Raw genomic sequence first — 20,615 nt, 5'->3', positions numbered from 1 at the left:
CACGCGATTGGTGCGAACCCTTCCGGCGGCCAGGGCGCCTGGTCAGAGCGCGGCGCCGATCTTGCGCAGTTCGGCAATCTGCGGCGCCTTGGGCAGCCAGACCTTGTCGAACTCGGCAATGACCGGCGCGGGGTTGTAGCCGGCGCCGCTCTTGATGGCAATGCCGCTGGCCTTGAACTTGTCGATCAGGCCGAGCTCGGTGGTCACGATGTCCTTGATCTGCGCGTCGAGCGATTGCTTGACCAGGTCGGTGATCAGCGTCTTGTCCCTGGCGTCGAGCGTCTGCCAGATGCGGCCCGACACCAGCGGGGCGAAGGGCATGAACAGCGCGTTCATCGGCAGCATGGTTTTCGAGACGCGGTCGAAGCGCTGGTTCCAGGAGAACTCGATATCCGCCTCGAGCCCGTCGACCTGGCCATTGGCCATGGCGTCGAACACGCCCGGCGTGGGGATGGGCGTGGGCGCGGCGCCCAGCAGCTGGTAGAAGTCGCGGTACACCGGCGTGGGGTTGATGCGCAGCTTCATGCCCTTGAGGTCGGTAGGCGTCGAGATGTCCTTGGTTGCGAACACCACGCGCATGCCGGTGATGCCCCAGCCCAGGCCGATGGTGCCCGTTTCACGCGGCAGCACGTCGAGCAGCTTCAGCGCGGCGGGCGTGCGCACCAAGGAGGCGACGTTGGTGGTCGAGCGCACGAGATACGGCGCGTTGATGGCCGCCACGCTCGCCACGCGCGAACCCAGTTCGGCCGCCTGGATCCAACCCATGTCCAGCGCGCCGGACTGCAGCTGCTGCATCATGGCCGACTCGTTGCCCAGCTGGCCCGAATGGAACACCGTGGCGCTCAGCCGGCCGTCGGTGGCCTTCTTGAGTGCTTCACCGAAGCCCACCGCGGCGCGGTTCCACGAGTGGCCCGCAGGCGTGATGAGGCCGAGGCGGAATTCCTTGGTGGTTGCGGCACGCGACACGGTGCCGAAGAAGGCGGTCGACGCGGCGGCGGTGCCGGCTGCGGCCTGGACGAACTGGCGGCGGGAGAGGGACATGCGAGGCTCCGGTTGAGTGAAGAGAAAAGCAAGAGGGCGCTACTTGATGAGTGCGAGCGACAGGCTTGGGTACAGCGACAGCAGCACCAGTGCCACGCAGCAGATCAGGAAGAACGGCAGCGTGACGATGAACATCTTTCCGGGCTTCGCGCCGGTCACCGCAGAAGCCACGAAGAAGCTCAGGCCCACGGGCGGCGTCATCAGCCCGAGCACGAGGTTGATCACCACCACCACGCCGAAGTGGCGCGGGTCGATGCCGTAGATCTCGGTGGCGATGGGCAGCAGGATCGGCACGGTCATGATCAGGCCGGGAATGCCGTCTATCACGGTGCCGATCACCAGCAGGATGAGGTTGACCAGCAGCAGGAAGGTGATCGGATCCTTCGCGACGGTCTGGATCCATGCGGCCGTGGCCTGCGGCACCTTGCCGTAGATCAGCAGCCACGAGAACACGGCAGCGGCCGCAACCAGGAACAGCACCACCGCCGAGTAGATCGCCGACTTCAGCAGGATCTGCGGAATCATCGCGAAGCGGAATTCCTTCGTGACGTAGCGCCCGACCAGCACTGCGGCCACTGCGCCCACCGCCGCCGATTCGGTCGGGTTGGCGACGCCGCCGAGGATCGAGCCGACGATGACGATGGGAATCAAGAGCGTCGGGCAGGCCGTGAGCATCGTGTGCAGGCGCTGTTTGATCGTGCGCTTCTCGGTGCGCGGGTAGTTGTAGATCAGGCCCATGCACGCGATGACGATGAAGAACAGCACCGTGAGGATGACGCCGGGAATGATGCCGGCGATCAGCATGTCGCCCACCGCCACCTGCGCCAGCACGCTGTACACCACGAACATCACCGACGGCGGAATGATCGGCCCGAGCATGCCGCCGTACACCGTGATGCCGGCGGCGAAGGTCTTGTCATAGCCCTGCTTCTCCATCTCCGGCACCATGATCTGGCTCATGATCGCCACCTGCGCGGTGGCCGAGCCGATGATCGACGACACCAGCATGTTGGCCAGGATGTTCACGTAGGCGAGGCCGCCCTTGACCGAGCCGATGAAGGCCAGCGCCAGGTCGACCAGCCGCCTGGTGATGCCGCCGCCGTTCATGATCTCGCCGATCAGGATGAAGAGCGGAATGGCGATCAGGCTGTAGCTGTCGACGCCGCCGAACATCTGCACCGGGAACGACTGGAACAGCACCGTGTCGCCCGAATTGAGGATGTAGACGATGCCCGAGAGGCAGAGGCAGGCGCCGATCGGCACGCCGACCAGCATGATCAGCAGAAAGAATGCGGAGGTCAGCATGTCACCGGCTCCGGGAGGGGTTGTTCCAGGAACGCCGCGGAACGCGCTTTGCTCCCTGCAAGGTGGTTGGCGAAGCGGCACGAAGTGCGCACAGACTGGAGGTGGGCTCTTGTCATTTCAGTTCACTGCATCGGCGTTGACGACGTGGAACTCGTCGTGCACGCGCTTGGGCTGCAGGCCGAGGTCCTCGATGAGGTTGGACAGCGCATGCACGCTGAGGGTGAGCGAGAAGACCGGCAGGATGATCTGGACGAGCCATGTCGGCCAGTCGAGCGTCTGGGTTTTCTCGGTGTAGAGGAAGTTGAAGCTTTCCGCAGCGAACTCTTTCGCATCGAAGCCGTGGCGCACGATGCCGACCGGGTCCATCCACAGCCAGCACATCGCCAGCAGGGCCAGGCCGAGCAGCAGCACGCCGCCGGAGGCGCCGGCCTTGGCGATGCGCGCGGCTTTTGCGCCGAGCTTGTCGGTGAGCAGCGTGACCGCAAAGTCGAGCCGCAGCCGCGTCATCGCCGAGGCGCCGATGAAGGTGAGCCAGACCACGCAGTACACCGAGGCTTCGTCCACCCAGTAGAGCGGGAAGCCGCCGTAGCGGGTGACCACGTTCAGCAGGACCAGTGCGATGAGCAGGCCCATCAGGCCGGAGAGCAGATGGCGCTCGCAGCGCAGGACGAAGTCCGATGTGTCGAGCATCCGGCGGGAAATGCCGCCACGTTTCAAGGCGTGTTCTTCCATGTGTTGTGTGTGGTTCTGCGGTGAGGAGGATCTGTTTAAATATATTAGTAAGATATTTGAAATATCCAATCAGGGTATTAGCAGATTGCATGCCAGCCGAAATGATGGTTGAGGTGCCGGAAACGGGCTGCCCGATGGCCGCAATGGCACTGTCGTGGCGCACCCCGGACGCCGTGGGCGCGGCAGACGAAAAAAAGCCCCGCTGCGTTCACCGCAGCGGGGCGTCGGTATCAGGCAGGCTGCAGGCTACTTCAGCGCCGTCGTCGCATTCGCCACAGCCAGCGCCGTCATGTTCACGATCCGCCGCACGGTCGACGAAGGCGTCAGCACATGCGCCGAGCCCGCGCCGCCCAGGAGGATCGGGCCGACCGTGATGCCGTTGGCGCCGGTCATCTTCAGCACGTTGTAGAGGATGTGCGCCGAGTCGAGGTTCGGGCACACCAGCAGGTTGGCTTCGCCGGTGAGCGTGGTCTCGGGCAGGGCGGTGCGGCGCACTTCTTCGGAGAGCGCGGCGTCGCCGTGCATTTCGCCGTCGCACTCGATGTCGGGTGCCATCTGCGCGAACAGGTCGCGCGCCAGACGCATCTTGCGGGCCGACCCGCGGCTCGAGGTGCCGTAGTTCGAATGTGAGAGGAAGGCCACCTTCGGCGGCAGGCCGAAGCGGCGCACCTCTTCGGCCGCCATCAGCGCGATGCTCGCGAGCATCTCGGCACTCGGGTCTTCATTGACGTTGGTGTCGGTGATGAACACCGTGCGCTTCTCCAGCGTGAGCGCGTTCAGCGTCGCGAAGCCCGGCGCGCCGCGCTTCAGGCCAATCAGGTTGCGGATGTGCTCCAGGTGCACGTCGAAGCGCCCGACCAGGCCGCAGATCATTGCGTCGGCATCGCCCAGGTGCAGCATCAGCGCGGCGATGGTGGTGTTGGAGCGGCGCACCATGGTCTTGGCGGCCTCGGGCGTCACGCCGCGGCGGCCCATGAGCTTGTGGAAGGCCTCCCAGTACACGCGGAAGCGCGGGTCGTCTTCGGGGTTGACGATTTCCACATCGGTGCCGACGCGGATGTGCAGGCCCGCCTTCTTGATGCGCGCCTCGATCACGGCGGGGCGGCCCACCAGGATCGGGTGCGCCAGGCCTTCGTCCACGGCCAGTTGCGCGGCGCGCAGCACGCGCTCGTCCTCGCCTTCGGCGTACGCCACGCGCTTGGCGGTGGCCAGCTTGGCGGCGGTGAACACCGGGCGCATGAACATGCCGGTCTGGTAGACGAAGCGCGTGAGGTGCTGGCGGTAGGCCTCCATGTCCTCGATGGGGCGGGTGGCCACGCCGGAGGCGGCGGCGGCCTTGGCCACGGCGGGGGCGATGCGCAGTATCAGCCGCGAGTCGAAGGGCTTGGGAATGATGTAGTCGGGACCGAAGGCCAGCTCCTGCCCCGCGTAGGCGGTCGCCACTTCTTCGCTGATGTCGGCCTTGGTGAGGTCGGCGATCTCGCGCACGCAGGCCAGCTTCATTTCTTCCGTGATCTTGGTGGCGCCGCAATCGAGCGCGCCGCGGAAGATGTACGGGAAGCACAGCACGTTGTTGACCTGGTTCGGATAGTCCGAGCGGCCCGTGGCGATGATGCAGTCCGGCCGCACGGCCTTGGCCAGCTCGGGCCGGATCTCGGGCTCGGGGTTGGCCAGCGCCAGGATGATGGGCTGCGTGCCCATGGTCTTGACCATCTCGGCCGTCATCACGCCGGGGGCCGAGCAGCCGAGAAACACATCGGCGTCCTTCACCACGTCGGCCAGGGTGCGGGCGCCGGTGTCTTTCTGGGCGTAGCGGGTCTTGGATTCGTCGAAGCCGCCTGCGCGGCCCACGTAGATCAGCCCCTTGGAGTCGCAGGCATGGATGTTGGCGGGCTTGGCGCCCAGGCCCACCATCACGTCGAGGCAGGCGATGGCGGCCGCGCCGGCGCCCGAGACGGCGATCTTCACGTCCTCGATCTTCTTGCCGACGAGCTCCAGGCCGTTGAGGAGGGCTGCGGCCGAGATGATCGCCGTGCCGTGCTGGTCGTCATGGAACACCGGGATGTTCATGCGCTCGCGCAGCTTCTTCTCGATGTAGAAGCACTCGGGCGCCTTGATGTCTTCCAGGTTGATGCCGCCCAGCGTGGGCTCCAGCGCCGCGATGATGTCGACCAGCTTGTCGGGGTCGTTCTCGGCCAGCTCGATATCGAACACGTCGATGCCGGCGAATTTTTTGAACAGGCAGCCCTTGCCTTCCATCACCGGCTTGGCGGCCAGCGGGCCGATGTTGCCCAGGCCCAGCACCGCGGTGCCGTTGGTGATGACGCCGACCAGGTTGCCGCGCGCCGTGTATTCGGTGGCCAGCGACGGGTCGGCGGCGATGTCGAGGCAGGGATAGGCCACGCCCGGCGAATAGGCCAGCGACAGGTCGCGCTGGTTCAGCAGGGGCTTGGTGGGGGTGATCGAAATCTTGCCCTTGACGGGCGAGCGGTGGTATTCGCGCGCTGCCTCGCGAAGTGCTTCTTCTGCGGGGGAGAGGGGTGCAGCCATGAAATGTCTCCTTGTTTCTGTCGGGCAATGAGGCTACCGCAAAAGCATGACCAGTTCCCGGAGGGGGAATGCCGAAAACGCCTGAGCCCATAGCCCGGGCAAAAGGGGGTGGCCGGTTCGCTAAACTCCGGCGCTGGTAACCATGGTGAATTAAGGTTAACCATAGGTACGGCCGAGCCTTGCCGCCGGGGGCGGCGGGCATCGTCAACCCACATACAAAGACAACGGAGGGGCAGCGCATGACACCCGGACCTTTCACCACCACCGACCCCGACGTCGTGGTCATCGGCGGCGGCCCTTCGGGCTCCACCGTGGCCGCGCTGCTGGCGGACAAGGGCCACGACGTGGTGCTGATCGAGAAGGCGCAGCACCCGCGCTTTCACATCGGCGAGTCGCTGCTGCCGATGAACATGCCGCTCTTTGACCGGCTGGGCGTGCGCACCGAGGTCGAGGCCATCGGCATCAAGAAGCATGGCGCCGAGTTCGTCTCGCCCTGGCACGACCACACGAGCCACTTCGATTTCGGCCAGGCGATGGACAAGAGTTTTCCGTACGCGGTGCATGTGCGCCGCTCGGAGTTCGACGAGCTGCTGTTCCGCCATGCCGGCAATCGCGGCGCGCGCACCTTCGAAGGCCAGCGTGTCACCGGGGTGGACATGGATGCCGGCAAGGGAACCCCCGACAACCGCCCGCTGGTGAAGATCAAGGCCGACGACGGCACCGAGACCCAGTGGCGCCCGCGCTTCGTGATCGACGCGAGCGGACGAGACACGCTGCTGTCGAACCAGTTCGACGCCAAGCAGCGCAACCGCAAGCACGCGAGCGCGGCGCTCTACGGCCACTTCGCCAACGCCGAGCGCCGGCCGGGCCGCTTCGAGGGCAACATCTCGCTGTTCTGGTTCGACCATGGCTGGTTCTGGTACATCCCGCTGAAGGACGGCACCGTGAGCGTCGGCGCCGTGGCTTCGCCCGCGTACTTCAAGCGCCGCCAGGGTGCGTCGCTCGAAGAATTCCTGATGGAGACCATCGCGCTCGCGCCCAAGCTGGCCGCGCGCCTTGCGAACGCCACGCTGATGGAAGGCGCCACCGCCACCGGCAACTACGCCTACGACTCCAAGTTCTGCCGCGGCGACCGTTTCATGATGGTGGGCGATGCCTACGCCTTCGTCGACCCGATGTTCTCCTCGGGCGTGTACCTGGCGATGAACAGCGGCTTCGAGGCCGCGACCGCTGCCGACCTGTGGCTCAAGGGCGAGGCGAAGGAGGCCGAGAAGGCTTTCCGCCACTACGAGAAGGTCATGAAGCGCGGGCCGAAGATGTTCTCGTGGTTCATCTACCGCATCACCTCGCCGGCGATCCGCCGGCTCTTCATGGCGCCGCGCAACATCTGGCGGATGCAGGAGGCGCTGCTGTCCATCCTGGCCGGCGACCTGTTCCGCGACACGCCCATCGGCCCGCGCTTCTGGGGCTTCAAGGTGACGTACTACGTCTCGTGCGTCGGCATCCTGCCGCAGGCCATCAAGACCTGGGCATGGCGCCGGCGGAACCTCAAGGAATCGCTAGAGGCTGCAAAGACCTGAGCCGCAGGCTCAGTCTGGCGTGACGGTGTGCTGGGCGAGCGCTTCGAGCGCCTTGACCAGCGCCGAGTGATCCGACTGCCCATGGCCGAGCGCCGCGCAGGCGTTCATCAGCTGCGCCGCACCCGCCGTCTGCGGCAGTGCCACGCCCAGCGAACGCGCGCTCTGCAGCGCGAGGTTCAGGTCCTTCTGGTGCAGCGCGATGCGGAAGCCCGGCGCGAAGGTGCGCTTGATCATCCGTTCGCCGTGCACTTCGAGAATGCGCGAACTCGCAAAGCCGCCCATCAGCGCCTGGCGCACCTTGGCCGGATCGGCGCCGGCCTTCGATGCGAACAGCAGCGCCTCGCCCACCGCAGCGATGTTCAGCGCCACGATGATCTGGTTGGCCACCTTGCAGACCTGGCCGTCGCCCACGGCACCCACCAGCGTGACGTTCTTGCCCATCTTGTCGAGCAGCGGCTTCACGCGCTCGAAGGTGCCTTCGTCGCCGCCGCACATGATCGTGAGACTCGCGGCCTTGGCGCCCACTTCGCCGCCGGAGACCGGCGCGTCGATGTAGCCGCAGCCCAGCGCCACGATGCGCTTGGCAAACGCCTTCGTGGCGATCGGGTCGATGGAGCTGCAGTCCACCACGATCTTGCCGCGCGAGTCCTTCAGGCCCTCGGCCACGCCGTGCGTGCCGGGCTCGCCGAACAGCACCTTCTCCACATCGGGCGTGTCCGGCACCATCATGAAGATGATGTCGGCCTGGCGCGCGACTTCGGCGGCCGAGGCGCAGATCTTCGCCTTCGAGATGAAGGGCTCGGGCGTGTTGCCCTGCGTGTTCACGAAGAGCTGGTGGCCCGCGTCGAGCAAGTGGCCCGCCATGGGGGCGCCCATGATGCCGAGGCCGATGAATCCGATTTTTTGCGTTGCAGTCATGTCTCTGTTTCCGATGTGAGGTTCGCTGAGGGCGTTGTTATTGGGTCAGTGCTTCGCGCCAGCCGAGGCCATTGACCGTGTCGCTGCGCGGCTTGTATTCGCAGCCGATCCAGCCGTCGTAGCCCAGCGAATCGATGTGCTTGAAGAGCCACGGGTAGTTGATCTCGCCCGTGCCAGGCTCGCCGCGGCCGGGGTTGTCGGCCAGCTGGATGTGGCCGATCTGCGCGAGGTGCTTCGTGAGCGTGTTGCCGAGCTCGCCTTCCATGCGCTGCGCGTGATAGATGTCGTACTGCACCTTCAGGTTGGGCGAACCCACCGCCTCGATCAGCGCCAGCGCCTTGTCGGTGCGGTTCAGGTAGAAGCCCGGAATGTCGAAGGTGTTGATCGGCTCGATCAGCATGCGGATGCCGGCTGCTTCGAGCTCCCGCGCGGCCAGGCGCAGGTTGTCGATCACCGTGCGGTTGACCGCATTGATGTCGGCACCCTCGGGCACCTTGCCGATCAGGCAGTTGACCTGCGGGCAGCCGAGCGCGGTCGCGTAGTCGATCGCCATGCCGATGCCTTCGGCGAATTCGCCGGTGCGGTCGGCCAGGCAGGCGATGCCGCGCTCGCCCTTGTCCCAGTCACCGGCGGGCAGGTTGTGAAGCACTTGCTGCAGGCCATTGGTGCGGAGCGCCGCGGCGAGTTCCTTCTTCTCGAAGGGGTAGGGAAAGAGGTACTCGACCCCCTTGAAGCCTGCCTTGGCGGCGGCTTCGAAGCGTTGCATGAACGGCAGCTCGGTGAAGAGCATCGTGAGGTTGGCTGCGAACTTGGGCATGTGTGTCTCCTTGCTTGTTCGCTTGCTCAGTCCAGCATCTCGGCCGCGACCGCGGTGGGCGCATCGGCGGGATGCTCGGCCAGCGGCTCGAACTCGGTGATGTTGTCGATCTCGGTGCCCATCGCGATGTTGGTCACGCGCTCGAGCATCACCTCGATGACGACCGGCACGCTGAACTCGGCCATGAGCGCCTCGGCGCGCTGGATGGCCGGTGCGATCTCTTCCTGCTTGTTCACGCGAATGGCCTTGCAGCCCAGGCCTTCGACGACCTTCAGGTGATCGACGCCGTAGCTGCTCTCGATGCCGGCGTCAGGGCCTGCATTGATGTTGTCGAACGCGAGCTGCACGCAGTAGTCCATCTCGAAGCCGCGCTGCGCCTGGCGGATGAGGCCGAGGTAGGAGTTGTTCACCACGATGTGGATGTACGGCAGCTTGAACTGCGCGCCCACGGCCAGCTCTTCGATCATGAACTGGAAGTCGTAGTCGCCCGAGAGCGCGACGATCTTGCGCGTCGGGTCCGCGGCACGCACGCCCAGCGCGGCGGGAATGGTCCAGCCCAGCGGGCCGGCCTGGCCGCAGTTGATCCAGTGGCGCGGGTTGTACACGTGCAGGAACTGCGCAGCCGCGATCTGCGAGAGCCCGATGGTGCTCACGTAGCAGGTGTCATTGCTGAAGTTGTTGTTCATGCACTGGTACACGCGCTGCGGCTTCATCGGCACTTCGTCGAAGTTGGTCTTGCGCAGCATGGTCTTCTTGCGCTCGATGCACGACTTGGCCCACTCGCGGCGGTCGGTGAGCTTGCCGGCAGCCTTCATCTCTTCGGCGACGGCGACGAACTGCTCCAGCGCGGCCTTGGCGTCCGAGACGATGCCGAAGTCGGGCGTGAACACGCGGCCGATCTGCGTGGGCTCGATGTCCACGTGCACGAACTTGCGGCCCTTGGTGTAGACGTCGACCGAGCCCGTGTGGCGGTTGGCCCAGCGGTTGCCGATGCCGAGCACGAAGTCCGATGCGAGCATCGTCGCGTTGCCATAGCGGTGGCTGGTCTGCAGGCCGCACATGCCGGCCATCAGCGGATGGTCGTCGGGGATCGAGCCCCACCCCATGAGCGTCGGAATCACCGGCACGCCGGTGGCTTCGGCAAAACGCACGAGCAGGTCGGACGCATCGGCGTTGATGACGCCGCCGCCGGCCACGATCAGCGGGCGCTCGGCCGCTTGCAGCATGCCGATGGCCTTCTCGATCTGGGCGCGCGTGGCGGCCGGCTTGTAGGGGATGAGGGGCTCGTAGCTGTCGATGTCGAATTCGATCTCGGCCATCTGCACGTCGAAGGGCAGGTCGATGAGCACGGGGCCGGGGCGGCCCGAGCGCATCAGGTGGAAGGCCTGCTGGAACACCTGCGGCACCTGGCCCGGCTCGCGCACGGTGACCGACCACTTGGTGACGGGCTTGGAGATCGATTCGATGTCGACCGCCTGGAAGTCTTCCTTGTAGAGGCGCGCACGTGGCGCCTGGCCCGTGATGCAGAGGATCGGAATCGAATCGGCCCAGGCCGAGTACAGGCCCGTGATCATGTCCGTGCCCGCCGGGCCCGAGGTGCCGATGCACACGCCGATGTTGCCGGCCACCGCACGCGTGTAGCCCTCGGCCATGTGCGAGGCGCCCTCGACGTGGCGCGCAAGGATGTGCGAGATGCTGCCGCGCTGGCGCAGCGCCGAATACATCGGATTGATGGCGGCACCGGGCACGCCGAAGGCCTGTGTCACGCCTTCTTTTTCCATCACAAGCACGGCGGCTTGGACTGCTTTCATTTTTGCCATGGGACTGTCTCCAGAAATTAAGTAAACCCCCAGGCTTCGCGCACTTCGTGTCGCTTCGCCAACCCCCTTGCAGGGGGCAACACCAGAGGCCCGGCAGAGCCGGTTCCTCGGTGTTCGTGGATCGGTGAGCCGACTCTAGGAACACGGTGGGATTTCAAGAAGACGGCTGGGGACCATAAAACCTATTCCGCATTGGAATAAGTGACTACCATCCGCCTATGGACAGACTCTTGGCAATGGAAATGTTCGTGCGGGTCGTCGAGACCGGCAGCTTCTCGAAAGCAGCGCGCGAGTTCAACACCACGCAACCCACCGTGACCAAGCAGATCGCGGCGACGGAAACGCGGCTGAAGGTGCGGCTGCTCAACCGCAACACGCGCGGCGTGAGCCTCACCGAACCGGGCGCGCTGTACTACGAGAAGTGCAAGACCATCGTGCGCGACGCCGAGGAGGCCGACAGCATCGTGCAGCTGCGGCAGAACCAGGCGCAGGGGCTGCTGCGGGTCGGCACCTCGGTGGCGTTCGGGCGGCGCGTGGTGGTGCCGCTGGCGCTCGAGTACATGCGCCGGCATCCGCAGGTGCAGCTGGACCTGAGCTTCGAGGACCGTTATGTCGACCTCATCGCACAGGGCATCGACGTGGCGATCCGCATGGGCAAGCTGGCCGATTCGTCGCTGGGCGCGCGCTACCTCGGCGCGAACCCGTGGGTCATGGTGGCGGCGCCCGGCTATCTGAAAAAGCACGGCACGCCGAAGCGCGCGCAGGACCTGAGCGCCCACGTGGCGCTGATCTACAGCAGCGTGGTGGGCGACGAGTTCTGGCGCATGCACACGCCCAAGGGCGAGCCGGTGACGGTGCCAGTCTCGGGGCGCTTTCGCTCGAACAACCTCTCCGCCGTACTGGCAGCCGCGCGCGACGGGCTGGGCATTGCGCTCATGCCGCGCTACGTGGCGAGTGAGTCGATGGCGGCAGGCAAGGTGATCGCGGTGCTCGGCGACCATGCGCTGCCCGAGCAGGAGATCCACGCCGTGTTCCCGTCGCCGAAGCTGGTGCCGGGCAAGGTGTCGGGCTTCGTGGCGTTCCTGCAGGGGCGTTTCGACGAAGGCTGGTGGTCGGCCTGAGCTTTTCCCTTCAGGCCGGCACGAAGGCTCCGTGCAGGCCCAGCGGCAGCGCGTAGGGCAGCGTGGCCTGTGCTATCGGGCCGGCCGCCAGGTGGTCGGCCGCGAAACACGACAGCACCGTCTTCTGCCGGCCGAAGTCGAGCACCGTGCCCAGCACCCAGCCCGGCTTCGAGCCGTCCGGCACGAAGACATGCTCTTCCACGATGGATCGCGGCCCGTAGCTGAAGCGCTGGCTGCGACCGGTTTCGACATCGGTGCGCGCGACGGCACCGAAGCCCGGCAGGTCGGGCCGCAGCTGCGTCGCGTGCACCACCTGGCGGTGGCGCAGGCCGACGCGCCGTGGGTCGATGCGCGGAAACTCCGCCTCCAGCGGCAGCGTCTTCTGCGTGGCCTCTCCAGTGGCCAGATTCAGCGTGGCGACGGTCAGGTGCGGGCGGGTGCTTCTTGCAATGCGCGCCCGCATCAGTTCGCGGTTGGTCGTGAACACCGAGTCGGCGTTGTCCGAGCGTACGTAGTCGATGTGGATCTGCGTGCCGCGCGGCGTGTCTTCTTCCCAGGCGTTGCCCACGTGGAACAGGAAGCCGGCTGGCAGCGTGAGCATCTGGCGCTTGTCCCAGTTCTGCTTGTCGACCACCAGCGCGCGCATGCCCAACTCGGGCCGCCAGACATGCGCATCCAGAAAGCTCGCGCCCGCTTCCTTGCGCTTGCCGTCGTAGACCAGCGGTGGCATCAGGAACACCAGGTGCCGCTCGGTGACGGCGAAGTCGTGGACCATCCCGATGTCGGACACCGGCACCGCGGCCGCGCGGCGGAGGGCCCCATCGGCGCCGATCTCGTACAGCGCCATCAGCCCCTGGCTGCTGCTGACGCCGAAGTTCCAGACCGTGCCGTCCGGGTCCACCTTGGGATGGGCCGAGAAGGGCATGCCTGCGAGGTCGGGGCGCCAGGTCTTCACGCCCAGCGTCTCGAGCGTGCGCGCATCGACGCGCGTGGCCGAGCCGCCTTCCCACAGCGCCAGCACCTCGCCTTGCAACGGCAGCACGCTGGTGTTGGCGACGTTGATGCTGTCGGCCGAGGTCGGCGGCTCGACGCCCGGCGGGATGGTGCCGAACGCCTCGAACAGACGGCGTCCGGCCCGCACCTCGGCCACACGCTTGGGCGTGGCGACGTAGCGGCCCTGGTGGCGCACGTCGGCGCCATCGATCACGAAGCGATGCACCATGCCGTCGCCGTCGAACCAGTGGTGGTAGCGCTCGCCGCCCAGGTCGTGGCCCGCCGGGCCGATGCGGAACAGCGTGCCGGCGACGGCGTCGGGGAAGCGTCCGCGCACTGTGGCGCGGGTCAGCGGAAGGTCGCCGGGCGGCGTGGCGAAGCCGGTCTTCCAGGGCGCATCGGCGGCTTCGAAGTCGGCCTGCCAGTTGTCCGTGCCGGCGGCGCGCGCCAGAGGTGCAAGTGATGCAAGAAGGGGGAGTGCGCCGGCCGAAGCCAGCAGGCGCATGAGTTCGCGTCTTTGCATGGCGGCCTCAGCGCAGGTGGATGACGGTCTGCAGGTCGGTGTCGATGCCGATCGCGGCGGCGTCGAATTCAGGCGGGCCGAGGTTGCCCTTGGCATCGTTCGAGAAGCCGTAGCGCTCGGTCGGCATGCCGAAGAGGTTGGTGTCCAGCTTGCCGTTGCCGTTCTCGTCCGCGAACACGCGCACCGCATAGCGCCCCGGCGCCAGGCCCGGGAACACGAGCTGCGCCGCGCCGGCGCGCATCGGCACCATCTGCGAGGCCAGCGCGGTGCCCGTGAAGCCGGCGGCGCTGCCGTAGAGCGCGACGTACAGCGTGGCGTCGGCAACGGGCCCATCGGCCACGCTCAGGCTGAGGTCGGCGGCGAGCGCGCCCAGCGGCGCGAGGAGGGCGGCGGCGCACATCGCGCGCACGGCCGGGCGGGAAGGGAGAGCGAAAGGACGCATGGCGGGCCTCGTTGCAGTGAAGAGGCCCCGACGATCCCGCAGGCACCGGGCGGTGCCCAGCGGCATGCGACGAAATGCACAAATGCGCGCGCCAAATGCAGCGAGTGCGCGCGACCGGCGCGAGAAGCGCCGGCTTGTGGCGGGGTTCAGCCCTTCTTGCGGTTCTCGGGCAGGTCGGCCGGGTCGGCGGCTTCCGGCGTCTGCGGCGGCTCGATCGTCTGGTGGCCGGTGCCCACGTGCCCCGAGTCCGCGAACAGGCTCCACGCCGCCATGAACAGCGCCGCGATCACCGGTCCGATCACGAAGCCGTTGATGCCGAAGATCGCCATGCCGCCGATGGTGGACATCAGCACGATGTAGTCGGGCATCTGCGTGTCCTTGCCCACCAGCACCGGGCGCAGGATGTTGTCGACCAGGCCGATCACGAACACGCCCACGAAGATCAGCACGCCGCCCTGCCAGAAGTGCCCCGTGGCCAGGAAGTAGATCGCCACCGGCCCCCAGATGAGCGCCGCGCCCACGGCGGGCAAGAGCGACAGGAAGGCCATCAGCACCGCCCACAGCAGCGCGCCCTGCACGCCGAGGAACCAGAACGCGAGCCCGCCGATGGTGCCCTGCGCGATGGCCACGGCCACGTTGCCCTTCACGGTGGCGCGGATCACGGTGGTGAACTTGTTCAGCAGGTAGTGCGTGTGCGGCTTGGCGAGCGGCACGGCGTCGCGCATGGTCTTGGAGAGCGTCGCGCCGTCGCGCACCAGGAAGTAGAGGAGGTACAGCATCACGAAGAAGCTGACGATGAAGTCGAAGGTGTTCTGGCCGATGGCCAGCGCCTGGCTCGCGATGATCTGGCTGGCCTGCCCGGCGGCCGTCGAGATGCGCGCCTGCCAGGCCGCCATGTCGCCGAGGTTGAAGCGCTCGACCAGGTTCAGCAGCCACTGCGGCGAGGCATCGAGGATCTGCTGGAAGTAGGCCGCGAAGTTGATCTGGCCCGAGCGGATGCTCTGCGTGACCAGCGCGATTTCCTGCACCAGCGACACGCCCACCATTGCCAGTGGCAGGATCACGATGAACAGGCAGATCGCCAGCGTCGAGAGCGCGGCGGCATTGGGCCTGCCGCGCATCTTTTTCAGCAGCCACTTGTAGAGCGGCGTGAACAGGATCGCCAGCGCCACGCCCCACAGCACCGCGCCGAAGAACGGCAGCAGCACCCAGACGAAGGCGGCGGTGACGATGGCGAGCAGGGCGAGGAACACGCCGCGCTGGAGTTGGGGTGAATTCATAAGTGTCTCGGACTGTAGCCGAGCGCGGCGGCGCCATTCTGTCAGCGGGCACGCTCTTGTGCGTGGCCGCGCCGTGGGCGGGCGAATTCGGCCGCAGCCTTTGCAGGCCCTTCGCAGCGTGCTATCTCATCGATAGCGCACCACGGTACTAACGCACGGCGTCAGCGTTTGGCACGCGGCAGCGCGACCGGCGCCAGCGTGGCGCGCAGGCGGGTCGGCGCGTCTGGCTCGGCGGTGGCCTCCACCTCGAGCGCGCGCTCGACGTTGCCGATGTGCTCCAGCATCAGCCGGCGCGCCTTGTTGGTGTCGCCTTCTTCGAGCGCCGCGACGATGGCGCCGTGCTCCGCGCACGACTGGCCGGCCTCGTGCTTCGACTGGTAGAGCGTGGCCGCCAGCGTGGTGCGCGCCGTGAGGTCACGCAGCACATCGACCAGCAGCTGGTGCCCCATCTGTTCGGCGAGGCAGACATGGAAGTCGGCGAGCAGGAAGGCCCGCGTGGCCGCATCGGCGCCTTCGATGGCGCGTTGCTCGTCGGCGATGTGGTCGCGCAGCTTGCGGATTACCTTGCCCAGCGGCCGGCCCTCGCTCTCGGCCAGGATGCCGGCCTCGACGATGCGGCGCGCCGAGAAGGCATCGCGCGCTTCTTCGGCCGAGGGTTCCACCACGTACCAGCCGCGGCGCGACTGCACTTCGACGAAACCGCGCGCCTGCAACTGCATGAGCGCCTCGCGCACCATCGTGCGGCTTACCGCGAAGTTCTCGGCCAGGGCCTGCTCGCCCAATCGCTCGCCCGGCGCGAGCTTCTGCGCGAGGATGGCCTCGACGACGCGCTCGGCGATGGCGGTGGGGCTGACGTCGGTGGCCATGGGGTTCTCAGTGGGCAGTGGTGGCGGAGCCGGTGTTTACCACGGGCGCTTCGCTCAGCGGCTCGTCGTCCGGCGAGTAGGTGCCGTCGAGCACCGCATGCGCGCGCTCGCGGTCGATGTCGCCTTCCCACGCCGCGATCGCCACCGTGGCCACGCAATTGCCGATCAGGTTGCCGAGCGCGCGGGCGATGCCCATGAACCAGTCCACCGACAGCACCAGCACGAGGCCGATGGCGGGAATCGCCGGAATCGCGTGCAGCGTGGCGGCCAGCACCACGATGGCCGAGCCCGGCACGCCGTGCGCGCCCTTGGAGGTGACCAGCGCAATCGCCAGGATCGTGAGCAGGTCCGCCATCGAGATCGGCGTGTTGGTGGCCTGCGCGATGAACACCGCCGCGAGGGTGATGTAGATCGAGAACGCATCGAGGTTGAACGAATAGCCGGTCGGGATCACCAGCCCCACCGTCGAATCGCGGATGCCCATGCGGCGCAGCTTGGCCATGATCTGCGGCAGCACGCTGTCCGACGAAGTGGTGGCGAACACGATGGTGAGCTCTTCGCGCAGGTACCGCAGCAGCTTCCAGAGGCTGAAGCCCGAGAAGCGCATCACCAGCCCCAGCACCACGAACACGAAGACCAGCACCGCGCCGTAGAAGAGCGCGACCAGCATGCCCAGCTGCTTGAGCGAGCCGATGCCGTATTGCCCCACCGTGAAGGCGATGGCGCCCAGCACGCCCAGCGGCGCCAGCTTGATGATGATCCCCATGATCTTGAAGAGCACCAGCGAGAGCGCGTCCACCACCACCGACACCGGCTTGCCGCGCTCGCCCAGCAGCGACAGCGCGCAGCCGAACAGCACCGCGAACAGCAGCACCTGCAGCACGTCGCCCGTGGCGAAGGCGTTGACCACCGTGGTGGGGATCAGCTTCATCAGGAACTCGACCGTGCCGCCGCTCGTGAGCTTGTCGGCGTTCGAGGCGTAGGCGCTCATGGCCGCCGGGTCGAGCTTGGCCGGGTCGACATTCATGCCCACGCCCGGCTGGAACACGAAGGCCAGCACCAGGCCCATGGCGAGCGCGATGGTGGTGAGCACTTCGAAGTAGATCAGCGCCTTGACGCCCACGCGCCCCACGCGCTTCAAGTCCCCCGCGCCCGCGATGCCGTGCACGACGACGCAGAACACCAGCACCGGGATGATCATCTTGATCAGCTTGATGAAGCCGTCACCCAGCGGCTTGAGCTTGACGGCGAACTCGGGCCAGAAGAGGCCGGCGAGCACGCCGAGCACCAGCGCGATGACCACCTGACCGAAGAGCGATTTGGCGAAGCGAGGCATGGAAGTCTCCTGTCTTATGTCTTGTCGAGGTTTGCATGCAAGGATCGCTTTTTCTTGCATACAAGAAATGTAGGCAAGAAGACTTCAGGGGTGGCAGAGGGTATTCCCGGGCCTTTGGGTGGACTGGGAAGTAAAGCGGCCGGCTGCGGGCGCAGTGGAAGTCAGCTTTCAGACATTACGCGCAAAGAACGAAGGCGTTTTCTGCAAAGTCCGAGCGAACACAGGCGATACGCTGACGCCATGAACGCCACGCCGCAACCCTTCTCTCTTCCATCGAATTCCCTCGCGCGCCTGCAGTCCCTGATGACCGGCGGGCAGCGCAAGCTGCTAGGGCTGGTCGGTGCGCCCGGCGCGGGCAAGTCCACGCTCGCGATGGCGCTGCTCGAAGCCGTGGGCGCCGACCGCGCGCAGGTTGTGCCGATGGACGGCTTCCATCTCGCCAACGTCGAGCTCCAGCGCCTTGGCCGCGCCGGCCGCAAGGGCGCGCCCGACACCTTCGACAGCGCCGGCTACGTGGCCTTGCTTCAGCGGCTGCGCAACCAGCAGCCCGACGGCGACATCGTCTACGCCCCCGAATTCCGCCGCGAGATCGAGGAGCCGATCGCCGGCGCCATCGCGGTACTGCCATCGACGCAGCTCGTCATCACCGAAGGCAATTACCTCCTGCATGACGGTGGACCGTGGGCCGGCGCGGCGGCGATGCTCGATGAGGTCTGGTACGTGGACATCGACGATGCGCTGCGCGAAGAGCGACTGGTCGCGCGCCACCAGCAGTTCGGCCGCAGCGCCGAGGCCGCGCGCGACTGGGTGGCCGGCACCGATGCGCCCAACGCGCGGCTGATCGCCGCCACGAAGGCGCGAGCCCATCACGTGTTCACATGGTCTTGAGCCCTGCGGCCCTCAGGGAGCGTCCGCAAACTTCTTGCGAAATGCAGAAGGCGTCATCCCCTTCACGGCAAGGAAGCGGCGGTTGAAGTTGGCGACGTTGCTGAACCCGACGTCGTGACAGATCGCTGCAATCGGTTCACGCGCCTGCACCAGCAACTGGCACGCCCTGGACACACGCAGCTGGATCAGGAAATCCGTGAACGTGTTGCCCGTGCGGCGATGAAAGAGGCGCGAGAAGTGGCTCTTGCTGATGTCGAAGTGCCGGGCCACCCGCGGCATCGAGAGGTCTTCGGCATAGTGGTCGTTCATGAAGCCGATGATCGCGTCGATCTGCGCCATCGAGGCTGCATCTTCTGCCGCATCGACCCAGGGGTTGGACAGCAGCCGATAGTCCTTCCATTCCCCGAGCACGCCGAGAAACTCCAGAAAGACCGAAAGCCTCGATACGCCTTGGCTGGCGCGGATGCGGCTGAAGTAGTCGTTGGCGAGCGCCGACATGTCGAAGAACTCGATGCCTCGCGCAGACCGGTCCAGGAGCGGCAGCACCTCTTTCAGTTCCGAGATCGATTTCGAGGCCCGATCGATCGGCTGCCGGTCGAAGATGATGCAGTGATCGCGCAGCGCCACGCCATCGGCGGGCGCATCCGTCGAGATCCAGTTGTGAGGGAGCCTCGGGCCCGTGATCACGAGATTGCCGGGCTCGAAGGTGCCGATGTAGTCCCCCACGAACATCTTTCCGCGGGTGGCCACGACCAGGTGGATCTCGTAGTCGTCGTGGTAGTGCCACCGGATGAGCGGCGAGGGCGTGCCGTGGCTCACGCAGCGCACGAGCCTGTCGAGATCGGATGACGGGCTGTACCCGAGCTCGGCGTTCCGGCACAGCGGATCTTCTCTGGAGGGGGGAGACTTTCCCATGCGCTTTCCGATCGCTCTTTGCGTTGGCTTTCTGCCTCTATGAACCGGCTACTTGTAGTAGCCAGCCTTCTTCATCTCGCGCTCGGCGATGCTCTGCGAGGTCTTCAGTGCCTGGTCGACCGTGACCTTGCCCGACAGCGCCGCGCTCATCTGCTGGCCCACGCCGGTGCCGATGGCCTGGAACTCGGGAATCGCTGCGTACTGCACGCCGACATAAGGCGACTTGGGCAACGTGCTGTCGCTCAGGTTGGCACTGTCGATGGCCTTCTTCTCGGCCGCGGCGAACTTGGCCACCTTCTGGAACTCGGGGTTCGCATAGGTCGACTTGCGCGTGCCGGTAGGCACCGAGGCCCAGCCGTTTTCCTTGGCCACGAGGTTGATGTACTCCTTGGACGTCGCCCACTTCACGAAGGTCTGCGCGGCGGCACCCTTGGTCGAGCTGGAGGGAATCGCCAGGTTCCAGGTCCACAGCCAGTTGGCGCCCTTGGGCGTCACGGCCACAGGAGCCTGTGCGAACGCGACCTTGTCGGCCACCTTCGACTGCTTCGGATCGCTGATGAAAGATGCCGCGATGGTCGCGTCCACCCACATGCCGCACTTGCCTTCGTTGAACAGCGCCAGGTTCTCGTTGAAGCTGTTGGCCGAGGCACCCGGCGGGCCGTAGGCCTTCATCAGGTCGACATAGAAGGTGATCGCATCCTTCCAGGGCTTGGTGTCGATCTGCGGCTTCCACTGCATGTCGAACCACTGGCCACCATACGTGTTCACGAGGGTGGTGATCGGGCCCATGTTGTCGCCCCAGCCCGGCTTGCCGCGCAGGCACATGCCGTACACACCGGCCTTCGGGTCGTGGATCTTGCCGGCCAGTTCCTTCACCTGTGCCCAGGTGGGCTGCTCGGGCATCTTGAAACCGACCTTGTCGGCCAGGTCCTTGCGGTACATGAGCATCGAGCTCTCGCCGTAGAAGGGCGCCGCGTAGAGCTTGCCTTCGTACGAGAGGCCGGCGCGAATCGCGGGCAGCAGGTCGTCAGCGTCATAGGCGGCGTCGGTGGCGATGGGCTGCAGCCAGCCCTTCTTCGACCAGATGGGTGCTTCGTACAGGCCGATGGTCATCACGTCGAACTGGCCGCCCTTGGTGGCGATGTCGGTGGTCACGCGCTGGCGCAGCGTGCCTTCTTCCAGCGTCACCCACTTGAGCTTGATGTCGGGGTTGGCTTTCTCGAAGAAGGGCGTGAGCTTCTGCATCTCGATCATGTGGCCGTTGTTCACGGTCGCAATGACCAGCTCCGTTGCCGAGACGGAAAAGGCGAACGCCGACCCGGCCAAGCCCACGAGCAGCTTTGTGTAATTCATCATGTCTCCAATCGAAGGGGGGAATCGGCGAATCCGACCCCCAAGGATCGCGAAGATCGGGCGATTCCGGTAACGCGCCGGCCTGCCTTCATCGGTACTTTGGTGCTTTTGGGCCTAGCGATTTTCCCTAGCCGA

Annotated in this window: 17 protein-coding genes; 3 read left to right on the top strand and 14 right to left on the bottom strand. The window is 66.2% G+C overall.

Features of this window, described 5'->3' with window-relative positions; all coding sequences use genetic code 11:
* Positions 1 to 42: 42 nt before the first annotated feature.
* From NU688_RS14605 to NU688_RS14590, 4 genes are all read right to left on the bottom strand, one after another.
* The gene (locus NU688_RS14605; protein WP_257861398.1) at positions 43 to 1,041 is read right to left on the bottom strand and encodes a TRAP transporter substrate-binding protein; all 999 of its coding nucleotides are present in this window, start codon (positions 1,039 to 1,041) and stop codon (positions 43 to 45) included.
* A gap of 39 nt (positions 1,042 to 1,080) precedes the next feature.
* Positions 1,081 to 2,346, bottom strand: coding sequence for a TRAP transporter large permease (locus NU688_RS14600; RefSeq protein ID WP_257861397.1), 1,266 nt, complete (start codon positions 2,344 to 2,346; stop codon positions 1,081 to 1,083).
* Between the two features lie 117 nt (positions 2,347 to 2,463).
* Positions 2,464 to 3,078, bottom strand: a complete 615-nt coding sequence (locus tag NU688_RS14595) for a TRAP transporter small permease (RefSeq protein ID WP_257861396.1) — start codon at positions 3,076 to 3,078, stop codon at positions 2,464 to 2,466.
* Positions 3,079 to 3,324: 246 nt separating this feature from the next.
* Positions 3,325 to 5,628 carry an NADP-dependent malic enzyme gene (locus NU688_RS14590; RefSeq protein ID WP_257861395.1) on the bottom strand — a complete coding sequence of 768 codons (2,304 nt, stop codon included), beginning with the start codon at positions 5,626 to 5,628 and terminating at the stop codon, positions 3,325 to 3,327.
* A gap of 239 nt (positions 5,629 to 5,867) precedes the next feature.
* On the opposite strand from NU688_RS14590, the gene NU688_RS14585 reads away from it, so the two are divergent.
* Positions 5,868 to 7,208 (top strand): NAD(P)/FAD-dependent oxidoreductase, encoded by a 1,341-nt coding sequence (locus NU688_RS14585; protein WP_257861394.1) that lies wholly within the window; start codon positions 5,868 to 5,870, stop codon positions 7,206 to 7,208.
* Positions 7,209 to 7,217: 9 nt separating this feature from the next.
* Here NU688_RS14585 and NU688_RS14580 read toward each other — a convergent pair whose 3' ends face one another.
* The 3 genes from NU688_RS14580 to gcl are packed head-to-tail and all read right to left on the bottom strand — an operon-like array spanning position 7,218 to position 10,763.
* On the bottom strand, positions 7,218 to 8,126 hold the full coding sequence (locus NU688_RS14580) for a 2-hydroxy-3-oxopropionate reductase (RefSeq protein WP_257861392.1): 909 nt from the start codon (positions 8,124 to 8,126) through the stop codon (positions 7,218 to 7,220).
* A gap of 37 nt (positions 8,127 to 8,163) precedes the next feature.
* Positions 8,164 to 8,943, bottom strand: a complete 780-nt coding sequence (hyi, locus tag NU688_RS14575; RefSeq protein WP_257861391.1) for a hydroxypyruvate isomerase — start codon at positions 8,941 to 8,943, stop codon at positions 8,164 to 8,166.
* A gap of 26 nt (positions 8,944 to 8,969) precedes the next feature.
* Positions 8,970 to 10,763 (bottom strand): glyoxylate carboligase, encoded by a 1,794-nt coding sequence (gcl, locus tag NU688_RS14570; protein ID WP_257861390.1) that lies wholly within the window; start codon positions 10,761 to 10,763, stop codon positions 8,970 to 8,972.
* A gap of 218 nt (positions 10,764 to 10,981) precedes the next feature.
* Between gcl and NU688_RS14565 the strand changes: the two genes are divergently transcribed.
* Positions 10,982 to 11,884: a LysR family transcriptional regulator gene (locus NU688_RS14565; protein WP_257861389.1), complete on the top strand. Its 903-nt coding sequence runs from the start codon at positions 10,982 to 10,984 to the stop codon at positions 11,882 to 11,884.
* 10 nt (positions 11,885 to 11,894) lie between these two features.
* On the opposite strand, the gene NU688_RS14560 is transcribed toward NU688_RS14565, so the two are convergent.
* The 5 genes from NU688_RS14560 to NU688_RS14540 form a co-directional block, all read right to left on the bottom strand.
* Complete coding sequence (locus NU688_RS14560) at positions 11,895 to 13,400, bottom strand: carotenoid oxygenase family protein (protein WP_257861387.1); 1,506 nt, start codon at positions 13,398 to 13,400, stop codon at positions 11,895 to 11,897.
* Positions 13,401 to 13,407: 7 nt separating this feature from the next.
* Positions 13,408 to 13,842 (bottom strand): DUF2141 domain-containing protein, encoded by a 435-nt coding sequence (locus NU688_RS14555; RefSeq protein WP_257861386.1) that lies wholly within the window; start codon positions 13,840 to 13,842, stop codon positions 13,408 to 13,410.
* A 146-nt stretch (positions 13,843 to 13,988) separates the two neighbouring features.
* Positions 13,989 to 15,122 (bottom strand): AI-2E family transporter, encoded by a 1,134-nt coding sequence (locus NU688_RS14550; RefSeq protein WP_257861385.1) that lies wholly within the window; start codon positions 15,120 to 15,122, stop codon positions 13,989 to 13,991.
* Between the two features lie 161 nt (positions 15,123 to 15,283).
* Positions 15,284 to 15,988, bottom strand: a complete 705-nt coding sequence (locus NU688_RS14545; RefSeq protein WP_257861384.1) for a GntR family transcriptional regulator — start codon at positions 15,986 to 15,988, stop codon at positions 15,284 to 15,286.
* A gap of 7 nt (positions 15,989 to 15,995) precedes the next feature.
* Complete coding sequence (locus NU688_RS14540) at positions 15,996 to 17,324, bottom strand: C4-dicarboxylate transporter DctA (RefSeq protein ID WP_257861383.1); 1,329 nt, start codon at positions 17,322 to 17,324, stop codon at positions 15,996 to 15,998.
* A 240-nt stretch (positions 17,325 to 17,564) separates the two neighbouring features.
* Between NU688_RS14540 and NU688_RS14535 the strand changes: the two genes are divergently transcribed.
* Positions 17,565 to 18,212 carry a nucleoside/nucleotide kinase family protein gene (locus tag NU688_RS14535; RefSeq protein WP_257861382.1) on the top strand — a complete coding sequence of 216 codons (648 nt, stop codon included), beginning with the start codon at positions 17,565 to 17,567 and terminating at the stop codon, positions 18,210 to 18,212.
* Between the two features lie 12 nt (positions 18,213 to 18,224).
* Here the strand turns inward: NU688_RS14535 and NU688_RS14530 are convergent, their stop codons facing one another.
* Both NU688_RS14530 and NU688_RS14525 read right to left on the bottom strand, forming a co-directional pair.
* Positions 18,225 to 19,127: an AraC family transcriptional regulator gene (locus NU688_RS14530; RefSeq protein ID WP_257861381.1), complete on the bottom strand. Its 903-nt coding sequence runs from the start codon at positions 19,125 to 19,127 to the stop codon at positions 18,225 to 18,227.
* 48 nt (positions 19,128 to 19,175) lie between these two features.
* The gene (locus NU688_RS14525; RefSeq protein ID WP_374684656.1) at positions 19,176 to 20,480 is read right to left on the bottom strand and encodes a sugar ABC transporter substrate-binding protein; all 1,305 of its coding nucleotides are present in this window, start codon (positions 20,478 to 20,480) and stop codon (positions 19,176 to 19,178) included.
* Between the last annotated feature and the right edge of the window lie 135 nt (positions 20,481 to 20,615).

The sequence above is a fragment of the Variovorax sp. ZS18.2.2 genome (assembly GCF_024701975.1).
Classification (GTDB): domain Bacteria; phylum Pseudomonadota; class Gammaproteobacteria; order Burkholderiales; family Burkholderiaceae_C; genus Variovorax.
The sequence above is the reverse complement of the archived record's forward strand: the minus strand, read 5'-3'. Positions and strand labels throughout refer to the sequence as shown.

Coding starts and splice junctions, on each gene's coding strand:
- NU688_RS14605 (WP_257861398.1), bottom strand. CDS start 1,041: ATGTCCCTCTCCCGCCGCCAGTTCGTCCAGGCCGCAGCCGGCACCGCC.
- NU688_RS14600 (WP_257861397.1), bottom strand. CDS start 2,346: ATGCTGACCTCCGCATTCTTTCTGCTGATCATGCTGGTCGGCGTGCCG.
- NU688_RS14595 (WP_257861396.1), bottom strand. CDS start 3,078: ATGGAAGAACACGCCTTGAAACGTGGCGGCATTTCCCGCCGGATGCTC.
- NU688_RS14590 (WP_257861395.1), bottom strand. CDS start 5,628: ATGGCTGCACCCCTCTCCCCCGCAGAAGAAGCACTTCGCGAGGCAGCG.
- NU688_RS14585 (WP_257861394.1), top strand. CDS start 5,868: ATGACACCCGGACCTTTCACCACCACCGACCCCGACGTCGTGGTCATC.
- NU688_RS14580 (WP_257861392.1), bottom strand. CDS start 8,126: ATGACTGCAACGCAAAAAATCGGATTCATCGGCCTCGGCATCATGGGC.
- hyi (WP_257861391.1), bottom strand. CDS start 8,943: ATGCCCAAGTTCGCAGCCAACCTCACGATGCTCTTCACCGAGCTGCCG.
- gcl (WP_257861390.1), bottom strand. CDS start 10,763: ATGGCAAAAATGAAAGCAGTCCAAGCCGCCGTGCTTGTGATGGAAAAA.
- NU688_RS14565 (WP_257861389.1), top strand. CDS start 10,982: ATGGACAGACTCTTGGCAATGGAAATGTTCGTGCGGGTCGTCGAGACC.
- NU688_RS14560 (WP_257861387.1), bottom strand. CDS start 13,400: ATGCAAAGACGCGAACTCATGCGCCTGCTGGCTTCGGCCGGCGCACTC.
- NU688_RS14555 (WP_257861386.1), bottom strand. CDS start 13,842: ATGCGTCCTTTCGCTCTCCCTTCCCGCCCGGCCGTGCGCGCGATGTGC.
- NU688_RS14550 (WP_257861385.1), bottom strand. CDS start 15,122: ATGAATTCACCCCAACTCCAGCGCGGCGTGTTCCTCGCCCTGCTCGCC.
- NU688_RS14545 (WP_257861384.1), bottom strand. CDS start 15,988: ATGGCCACCGACGTCAGCCCCACCGCCATCGCCGAGCGCGTCGTCGAG.
- NU688_RS14540 (WP_257861383.1), bottom strand. CDS start 17,324: ATGCCTCGCTTCGCCAAATCGCTCTTCGGTCAGGTGGTCATCGCGCTG.
- NU688_RS14535 (WP_257861382.1), top strand. CDS start 17,565: ATGAACGCCACGCCGCAACCCTTCTCTCTTCCATCGAATTCCCTCGCG.
- NU688_RS14530 (WP_257861381.1), bottom strand. CDS start 19,127: ATGGGAAAGTCTCCCCCCTCCAGAGAAGATCCGCTGTGCCGGAACGCC.
- NU688_RS14525 (WP_374684656.1), bottom strand. CDS start 20,480: ATGAATTACACAAAGCTGCTCGTGGGCTTGGCCGGGTCGGCGTTCGCC.